Genomic DNA, 8,854 nt, shown 5'->3' on the forward strand with positions numbered 1-8,854 from the left:
GGAGGGCCCCGGCGAGCCAGCCCGTCGGGGCGGTGACGGTGGCGGCGCGCAGGACCCCGCCCCAGACCTTGCGCCACGGCAGTGCGGCGTCGACCTGCGCGTTCATCAGCATCAGCATGGGCACCCGGCGCACGATGTCGAACCCGGACTTGTCCGCCAGCGACGCGATCGTCTCCAGGGTCCGGTTGACCTGGTGCTCTCCGCGCTGTTCGGGGCGCTGGAGGCAGTTCTCGGAGATCACGAGGGTGCCGCCGGGACGCACGACCCGGCCAAGGGACCGGAAGGCCGCCGCGTACCGGTCGTCGTCGGTGATGTGGAACAGCACGTCCATGCAGGAGGCCGCGTCGAAGCTGGCGTCCTCGAAGGCGTCCAGCTCGGACACGTCCTGGCGGACGAAGCGGTGGTTCGGGAAGCGGCCGTTCAGGCGTTCCACGGCGGCGTCGGTCATGTCGCATCCGGTGACGTCACCGGCGCCCAGGCGCTCCCACTGGCTCACGTAGAACCCCGTGCCGCTGCCCGCGTCGAGCACGCTGGCGCCCCTGAGCCCCAGCTGGCCGACCTCGCGGAGGAAGACCTCCTCGCGGACGCGGTACATCCAGGTGTTGAAGGGGCGCCCGAGGGCTCGGTAGCCGACGCCGCTCTCGGTCCAGTCGCCTTCGAGCCGGTGTTCCCAGAAGTCACGGAGTTCACTGTGCGTAGCCATGCGACCACTTTCACACCGCCGCCCCGCGTTGTCCTGCCGCACCGCCGTACCGGCCGGTATCCCGCGGGCCGGACGTGCCGATCGGCCGCGTTCGGGCGTCCACACCTGTGCACAACTCCGGAAGCGCCCCTGTGAGCTGCTATGAAAGAGGAAACCACCCGCTTCGGAACGTTCGCGGCCTTCGTCCGGACACCCGGCGTGCCGCTCCGGGCGGATGTCCGACCCCGGTCTGTCACCCTCCGCTGCTAGAACATGTGGCACACCCCTTGGCCAGGACGGAAGGCTCCCCTCCATGAACAGCGCACACCTCACCGACCACGCCGGACTCCCCGTGGTCGAGTTCCTCGACCACGGGGCGAACGAGTACTACCTCCGCTACTCCGGCCGCGGGCGGCGCCGGGCCGAGGAGGCGCCACAGGCCCCCTCCAAGCAGCACGTGCTCATGGAGGAGGCCAAGAAGGACCCCGGCTCCGTGTCGTGGCGGCTGCGGCTCGCCAGCTACTCCGAGCAGTTCGTGCCCTACCTGACCCGGTTCGTCGAGGAGGTGGACACCTCCCGGGTGAGAGCGCTGGTGATCGGTGACTGGGGGTTCGAGGGCGGGGGCGACATCTCGTCCCGCGAACTCCGGGACGCCCTCATCGGGCACGCCGACGCCTTCCCCGCCCTGCGCTCCCTGTTCGTCGGTGACGTCACCTTCGAGGAGAACGAGATCTCCTGGATCCAGCAGTGCGACCTCGCTCCCCTTCTGGACGCCTATCCCCTGCTGGAGGACCTGGCCGTCCGGGGAGTCGGCGACACCTACAGCGGCGGGGACACGCTCTCCCTGGCGGTCGGCGGGCACGCCGCCCTGCGCTCGCTCACCGTCCAGAGCGGCGGCCTGCCCGGCCGGGTGGTGCGCGAGATCGTCTCCGCCGAACTGCCCGCGCTGGAGCGGCTGGAGCTGTGGCTGGGTGTGGGGGACTACGGCGGCGACACCGTGGTCGATGACCTGGCACCCCTGCTGCACGGGACCGCCCTGCCCGCGCTCCGTCACCTGGGCCTGCGCAACTCCCAGCGCACGGGCAGCTGGCTGAGGGCCCTGGCGGAGGCACCGGTCACCGCTCGCCTGACCTCGGCGGACCTGTCGCTGGGCACCCTGCGCGACAGCGACGTGGAGCACCTGCTGGCCTCGGTACCGGTCTTCGCCCACCTCGAGAGCCTGGACCTGCACCATCACTACCTGGGTGAGGACGACGCCGAACGCGTGCGGGCGGCGTTCACGGAGGCCGGGGTGCGCGTCGACCTCTCCGACGGCCCCCGGAAGTCCCCGAGCGGGTCCGACGACGCGGACGACCTCCACTACTACCCGGCCGTGGGGGAGTGAGTCCGGCCGCATCGCGCGGCACCTCCCGGGCCCCGGCCCGTCCCCCACGGGCCCAACGGCCCGACAGCCCGACACCCCAAGCCACCCCCGTCCCTCCCCTGGCAGGAGCCTCATGCCCAACAGCAGCCATCTCACCGAGTACGCGGGGCTGCCCGTGGTGGAGTTCACGGGGTGGGAGACCATCCGCCGCGAGTTCCACTTCGCCATGGCGTGGGCGAGCAACCGGAGGCAACGCCACCCCAACCTGCCGTCGTCCTACGAGCCGCTCTTCGCGGCGCTCGCCGACCCCGGCTCAGTGGCGTGGCGGTGGCGCACGGAGGAGTCGGTCAACGGCAGGGACGGGCAGACCATCGACGAGTACCTGCGCGAGTTCGACCAGCTCGTCCCGCACGATTCGGTCCGCGCCCTGATGGTGGGCCACTCCGAGCTTCAGGAGGGGAACGGCGACTTCCTCGCACCTCTGCTGGAGCGCGCGTCCCGGTACACGAGCCTGCGCTCGCTGTTCTTCGGCGACATCGTCCAGGAGGAGAACGAGATCTCCTGGATCAAGCACGGCGACCTGACCCCGCTGCTCGCCGCTCTCCCCCGGCTGACGGCCTTCACGGTGCGCGGCGGCAGCGCCGGCCTCGGCCTGAGGGTCACCGAACCCCACGGGCTGCGGAGCCTGACCGTGCAGTCCGGCGGACTCCACCCCGAGGTCGTCCGGGACGTGTGCGCCGCGTCCCTGCCCGAGCTGGAGCACCTGGAGCTGTGGCTGGGCGTGGAGGAGTACGCCGGTGGGCGCACCACCCGTGAGGACCTCGCCCCGGTCCTGTCCGGGACCGCCTTCCCGAAGCTGCGCTCCCTGGGCCTGCGCAACGCCGACCGCGCCGACGACTGGGTGGCGGCCCTGGCCGGGGCCCCGGTCACCGGGACGCTGGCGGAGCTGGACCTGTCCCTCGGGATCCTGACGGACCGGGGCGCCCGGATCATCCTGGACACCCCCGTCTTCCACGGCCTGCGCCGCCTGGACCTGCACCACCACTACCTCTCCGAGGAGATGGAGGGACGGCTGCGCGCCGCCCTGACCGCTTCGGGGGTGGAGCACGACCTCTCCGACCGGGAGGAGCCCGAGGAGAACCCCTACGCGGAGGGCGGCCTCTCCTACTACACGGCGGTATCCGAGTGAGCCGGGACCGGTCCGCCCTCGGCCGCCCCCTGGTGGTGGTGTGCGTTCCGGGCAACCGCCGCCTGGCGCTGTTCACCGAGGCGGCTCGGGCGGCCGGGCTGCCCGACCCCGTCCCGCTCCCCTGGCGCGACCTCGCGGACCCGGCGGCCGGTCCGGTCACCCTGCCCGAGGGCGCGCTGGTCCGCGTGGACTCCGCGGGCGAGGACGCCCCCACCGCCCGCCTGCTGCGCGGGTGGCGGCACGACCCCGACCTCCACCGGGTGGAGGGCGGCGCCGACCAGCACCGGGGGTTCGTCCGCGCCCTGGGACGCCTGTCCCGGGCGGTGGCGGACACCCCTGGTTCGAGCCTCCTCCAGGACGTGGACGACCTGGCCGACCTGTGCGACAAGCGCCGTTGCCACGCGCGACTGGACTCCGCCGGGGTTCCCGTCGCACCGGCCCTGCCCGGGCCGGTGACCGGCTACGACTCCCTGCGCGCGACGATGGCCGGGCACGGCTGGCGGAGGGTGTTCGTCAAGCCCGCGCACGGCTCCTCGGCCTCCGGGGTGGTCGCTCTCGCCACCGCCCCGGGCGGGCGGATCAGGGCGGTCACCTCCGCCCACCTGGTCCGCGACGGCGGATCGGTGGAGCTGTACAACTCGCTGCGGCCGTTCGCCTACACCAACGAGGCCGACGTGGCCGCGATCGTGGACGCGCTCGCCCCCGACGGCCTGCACGTGGAGCGCTGGGTGCCCAAGGCGGGCTTCCAGGGGCGCGTGATCGACCTGCGCGTCCTGGTGGTCGCCGGACGGGCCACGCACGCGGTGGTGCGCTCGTCGCACTCCCCCATGACCAACCTGCACCTGGGCAACGCCCGGGGCGACCTCGCGGCGCTGCGCGAGAGCATGGGACCGCGCACCTGGCGGGCGGCCACGGCCACGGCCGAGGCCGCGGCGGGGGTCTTCCCCCGAACCCTGCACACCGGCGTGGACCTGCTGGTCCGGCCCAGCTGGCGCGGGTTCACGGTCTGCGAGGTCAACGCCTTCGGCGACCTCCTGCCCGGGGTCCTCCACGAGGGCCGCAGCACCCAGGCCGAACAGCTGCACGCCCTCGCCACCGGCCGGTTCCCCCTCACGGCCCCGCACCCGACACCCGCACACGCACTCTCCGGGGAGCGCCCATGAACACCGCCACCTCCGCCGGCCTCCCGGCACCGGACATGAACTCCGTGGTGGGCACGCACGACATCCTGCTGCTCACCCTCGACACCCTGCGCCACGACGTGGCCGTCGAGCTCGCCGAGACCGGGCGCACCCCGAACCTGGCCCGGCTCCTGCCGCCGGGCGGCTGGGAGGAACGGCACTCGCCCGCGAGCTTCACGTACGCCTCGCACCTGGCCATGCTCGCCGGATTCCTGCCCACCCCCGCCGCGCCGGGGCCGCATCCGCGCCTGTTCGCCGCCGCGTTCCCCGGCAGCCTCTCCACGGCGCCGGGGACCTGGACCTTCGACACGCCCGACCTCGCCTCGGGCCTGGCCCAGGAGGGGTATCACACGGCCTGTGTGGGCGGCACCGGCTTCTTCAACCGCAGGTCCGAGCTGGGGTCGGTGCTGCCGAACCTGTTCGCCGAGAGCCACTGGGAGGAGTCGTTCGGCGTGGCCGACCCGCACTCCTTCGAGAACCAGGTGGCCCGCGCGGTCGAGGTGAGCGCCGCCGTGCCCGCCGGACAGCCCCTGTTCCTGCTGCTCAACGTCGCCGCCCTGCACCAGCCCAACTGGTTCCACCTGCCCGGAGCGACACGGGAGGACGGGGACACCCGGACCAGCCACGCGGCCGCCCTGGAGTACGTGGACCGGCACCTGCCACCGCTGTTGGCCGCGATGTCCGCCCGCCGCCCCTGCTTCGCGATCGTGTGCTCGGACCACGGCACCGCCTACGGCGAGGACGGCCACACCGGCCACCGGATCGGCCACGAGACCGTCTGGACCGTCCCCTACACCCACGCCGTCCTGCCCCACGGCCACGGCACCGAGGAGAGCGCCGCGTGAGCGTCACACCGATGGCCGAACCCGTCCGCGCGGACTCCCCCTACCGCTCGTACGTGTACGCCTACCCGCACAAGAGCGCCTACCGCCCCTTCGCCGAACGGCCCCACCTGTACGACCTGTGGCTGCGCGAGGACGCCAGCGCGCTCTCGCTGTACGCGCACATCCCGTTCTGTGAGATGCGCTGCGGGTTCTGCAACCTCTTCACCCGGTCAACGCCCCCGGCCGAACAGGTCACCGCCTACCTGGACGCCTTCGAGCGCCAGGCCGAGACGGTCGCGGCCTGCCTGCCCGAGAACAGCTCGTTCGCCCTCGCCGCCCTGGGCGGAGGCACTCCCACCTACCTCACCGCCGACGAGCTGGCCCGGGTCTACGACACCGTCGAACGCCACTTCCCGCTGGACATGGGCGCGGTCCCGGTCTCCGTGGAGACCTCCCCGGCCACCGCCACCCCGGACCGCCTCCAGGTGCTGGACGCGCGCGGGATGACCCGGATCAGCATGGGCGTGCAGAGCTTCATCGACTCCGAGGCGCACGCCGCCGGGCGCCCGCAGAAGCGCGCGGAGGTGGACCGGGCGCTGGCCGCCATCCGCGAGCACGCCCGCGCCGACCTCAACGTGGACCTCATCTACGGCATCGACCGGCAGACCGCGAGGAGCTGGGAGTACTCGCTGGACACGGCGTTGTCGTGGGAACCGGAGGAGATCTACCTCTACCCGCTGTACGTCCGGCCCCTCACCGGGTTGGGCCGACGTGCCCGCGAATGGGACGACCACCGGCTGGCGCTGTACCGGCAGGGCCGCGACCACCTGCGCGAGCGCGGCTACGAGCAGTTGTCCATGCGCATGTTCCGGCGGGCCGACGCCCCCGAGCCCCTGGCCTCCGCCCCGGACCACAGCTGCCAGACCGACGGCATGGTGGGCCTGGGCTGCGGTGCCCGTTCCTACACCGGCACCACGCACTACTCGTTCGACTACGCGGTGGGCGTGGGCCGGGTGCGGTCGATCATCGCGGACTACGTGGGGCGCGACGGGGCCGACTTCGCCCGTGCCGAGGTCGGGTTCGTCCTGGACGCGGACGAGCGGCGCCGCAGACACGTGCTCCAGTCGCTGCTGCGTGTGGAGGGGCTGGAGGTGGCCGACTACACGGCCAGGTTCGGCGCGCACCCGGTGGGCGACTTCCCCGAGGAGTTCGCGGCCCTGACCGCACGAGGCTGGCTGGAGGACGGAGCCGCGGACGCCGCGACGGTCCGGCTCACCGAGGACGGGCTGGCGCACTCCGACTCCGTCGGCCCGGACTTCTTCTCCGCACGGGTCAACCGCCTGACCGCCGAGTACGAGGCGTCATGAGCTCCCCCGTGGACCTCCCCGAACCCACACTGCTCCGCCCCGCCACGAACCGGCCGCTGCCCGCCCACCTCACCCTCCTGTACCGGGGCCCGCTGGCCAGCTGCGACTACGACTGCCCGTACTGTCCCTTCGCCAAGCGCCGGGACAGCCCCGAGACGCTGCGCGCCGACCGGGCCGCCCTGGAACGGTTCACCGACTGGGTGGCCGAGCGGACCGGCACGCGCTTCTCGGTGCTGTTCACGCCGTGGGGCGAGGGGCTGACCCGTTCCTGGTACCGCCGCGCCATCACCCGGCTGAGTCACCTGCCGCACGTGGAGCGGGCGGCGATCCAGACCAACCTCAGCGGCCGCACGGCCTGGCTCGCCGACTGCGATCGCGACTCCGTCGCCCTGTGGGCCACCTACCACCCGGGCGAGGTCGACCACGAGCGCTTCCTCCAGAAGACCAGTGAGCTGACCGAACTCGGGGTCCGGTTCAGCGTGGGGGTGGTGGGCCAGCCCGAGCACCTGGCGGCCGCGCGCCGCATGCGCGACGACCTCCCCGAGGACGTCTACCTCTGGGTGAACGCCGCTGAGGGACTGACCTACACGGACGCCGAGGCCGAGGTCTGGCAGGGGATCGACCCCCTCTTCCACTACAGCCGCGACCCGCACCCGAGCCGTGGGGCGCCCTGTCGTACGGGTGACACCGTGCTGTCCGTCAACGGGGACGGCGACGTGCGCCGCTGCCACTTCGTGGACACCCCGCTCGGCAACCTTTACGACGGATCCTTCGCCGACGGCCTCGGGCCGAGCCCGTGCCCGCTCACCAGCTGCGACTGCCACATCGGATACGTGCACCTGGAGACCCTGGACCTGTACGACGTGTTCCGTGGCGGGGTGATCGAGCGCGTTCCGGCGGTCACGCCCCCGCGCACTTCCGGGAGTCCTCCGGACACCCCGGACCGACCGATTTCCCCGGAGCCCGGCCGCCGATCCGAACTCAGGGCGCTTCCGGGAGCGGGATGGTGACGCAGCCGGTCCCGCCCAGGTCCAGGACCACTCCCTGCGGGGTGCGCACCAGACGGAGCACCAGCACCGCGCAGTTCGGGCAGCGGGCGACCAGTCCGGGGCCGTCCGCGTAGACCAGCAGCTGGGCACACACGCCCTCGTCGCCGCAGACAGCGCACTGGCGCACGGCGGTCGTCAGATCCACACTGAAGACCTCCGACAGCGGACCGGCGAGCACGTTTCCGTCCAGGTGGGTCGGTCCGTTCATCGTCCGCCTCCGCTGCCGTAGCGCTCGGTTCGAATCCTGCGCGGGTCGTGGCCCAGCGCGACGAGCCCGTCGGCGACCGTCTCGACGAACCCGGTGGGCCCGCACACGTAGCACAGGGGTGCGAACTCGGCCGGGAACCCGTGGGTGTTCAGATCCGCCACGCTCAACCGTTTGGCTCCGCGCACCGAACCCGGCGGGGCGTCCCGCGTGTAGGCGAGGAAGACGTCGACGCCCGGGTCCGCGGCGGCCCCGAGCTCCTTGGCGTAGTAGCGGTCCTCGGGCGATCGCAGCGAGTACAGGACGCGGAACAGGGCCCGGCTCCCGGTACGTCGGCGTTCGCGCACCATCGACGCGAGCGGGACGACGCCGGAGCCGCCGCCGATGAGCACGACGGGGGCGGGGTCGTCCGTCCGCCAAACGAACCAGCCCCCCAGGGGACCGCGCACCCACACCCGGTCCCCGGGCCGGAAGTCCTGGACCAGGTACGGGGAGACCTCCCCGTCGGGTGCCAGCTGGACGGTGAGTTCCAGGCGGTCCGGCCCGGAGGCCGACGCGACGGAGTAGGAGCGCTCGGCGGTGTACCCGTCCTCCGCTCGCAGCTGTACGTCCACGTGCTGTCCGGGACGGTGCCCGGACCAGCCGGGCACCGCGAGCACCAGCGTGCGGGCGGTGGGGGTCTCCCACCGGTCGGACTCCAGGACCGCGGGCGTCCATGAGGGCACCGGTCAGTCTCCCCGGTAGCGCTGTTCACGCCAGGGGTCGCCGTAGTCGTGGTAGCCGCTCTGCTCCCAGAACCCGGGCTCGTCCTCGTGGGTCAGGGTCAGGCCCCTCACCCACTTGGCGGACTTCCAGAAGTACAGGTGGGGAACGAGCAGCCGGGCGGGCCCGCCGTGCTCGGCGGCCAACGGCTCCCCGTCGAAGGTGTGCACGACCCACGCCTGCCCGTCGGTGAGGTCCTCCAGCGGCAGGGTCGTGGTGTAGCCGCCGTAGG

General features: G+C 72.7%; 9 protein-coding genes and 1 pseudogene (1 of these 10 running past the window's edge). 6 read left to right on the forward strand and 4 right to left on the reverse strand.

Features of this window, described 5'->3' with window-relative positions; genetic code table 11:
* Positions 1 to 703, reverse strand: a pseudogene (locus tag D452_RS28020) (class I SAM-dependent methyltransferase); it reaches 148 nt to the left of the window's first position.
* A 292-nt stretch (positions 704 to 995) separates the two neighbouring features.
* Here D452_RS28020 and D452_RS0109620 point away from each other — a divergent pair.
* The 6 genes from D452_RS0109620 to D452_RS0109645 all read left to right on the forward strand — a co-directional run bounded on the left by D452_RS0109620 (position 996) and on the right by D452_RS0109645 (position 7,616).
* The gene (locus D452_RS0109620; RefSeq protein ID WP_017543937.1) at positions 996 to 2,066 is read left to right on the forward strand and encodes an STM4015 family protein; all 1,071 of its coding nucleotides are present in this window, start codon (positions 996 to 998) and stop codon (positions 2,064 to 2,066) included.
* A gap of 112 nt (positions 2,067 to 2,178) precedes the next feature.
* Entirely contained in the window at positions 2,179 to 3,234 is a 1,056-nt protein-coding gene (locus tag D452_RS0109625) for an STM4015 family protein (protein WP_017543938.1), read from the forward strand.
* The gene (locus tag D452_RS0109630) at positions 3,231 to 4,397 is read left to right on the forward strand and encodes an STM4014 family protein (protein WP_017543939.1); all 1,167 of its coding nucleotides are present in this window, start codon (positions 3,231 to 3,233) and stop codon (positions 4,395 to 4,397) included. The genes D452_RS0109625 and D452_RS0109630 overlap by 4 nt, the downstream gene beginning before the upstream one ends.
* A 35-nt stretch (positions 4,398 to 4,432) precedes the next feature.
* On the forward strand, positions 4,433 to 5,260 hold the full coding sequence (locus D452_RS0109635; protein WP_040693462.1) for an STM4013/SEN3800 family hydrolase: 828 nt from the start codon (positions 4,433 to 4,435) through the stop codon (positions 5,258 to 5,260).
* Positions 5,261 to 5,271: 11 nt separating this feature from the next.
* On the forward strand, positions 5,272 to 6,606 hold the full coding sequence (locus D452_RS0109640; RefSeq protein ID WP_040693464.1) for an STM4012 family radical SAM protein: 1,335 nt from the start codon (positions 5,272 to 5,274) through the stop codon (positions 6,604 to 6,606).
* A complete protein-coding gene (locus D452_RS0109645; protein ID WP_017543942.1) occupies positions 6,603 to 7,616 on the forward strand; it encodes an STM4011 family radical SAM protein in 1,014 nt (337 codons plus the stop codon). Before D452_RS0109640 ends, D452_RS0109645 begins: the two co-directional genes overlap by 4 nt.
* Here D452_RS0109645 and D452_RS0109650 read toward each other — a convergent pair.
* From D452_RS0109650 to D452_RS0109660, 3 genes are all read right to left on the reverse strand, one after another.
* Positions 7,588 to 7,863 carry a DUF6510 family protein gene (locus D452_RS0109650; protein ID WP_017543943.1) on the reverse strand — a complete coding sequence of 92 codons (276 nt, stop codon included), beginning with the start codon at positions 7,861 to 7,863 and terminating at the stop codon, positions 7,588 to 7,590. The genes D452_RS0109645 and D452_RS0109650 overlap by 29 nt on opposite strands.
* On the reverse strand, positions 7,860 to 8,585 hold the full coding sequence (locus tag D452_RS0109655) for a ferredoxin reductase (protein ID WP_017543944.1): 726 nt from the start codon (positions 8,583 to 8,585) through the stop codon (positions 7,860 to 7,862). The genes D452_RS0109650 and D452_RS0109655 overlap by 4 nt, the downstream gene beginning before the upstream one ends.
* A gap of 3 nt (positions 8,586 to 8,588) precedes the next feature.
* Positions 8,589 to 8,854: molybdopterin-dependent oxidoreductase (locus tag D452_RS0109660; RefSeq protein WP_017543945.1), on the reverse strand; the 266-nt coding region annotated here is incomplete at its 5' end.

Origin of the sequence: Nocardiopsis prasina DSM 43845, from assembly GCF_000341265.1 — a bacterium.
Taxonomy (GTDB): Bacteria; Actinomycetota; Actinomycetes; order Streptosporangiales; family Streptosporangiaceae; genus Nocardiopsis; species Nocardiopsis prasina.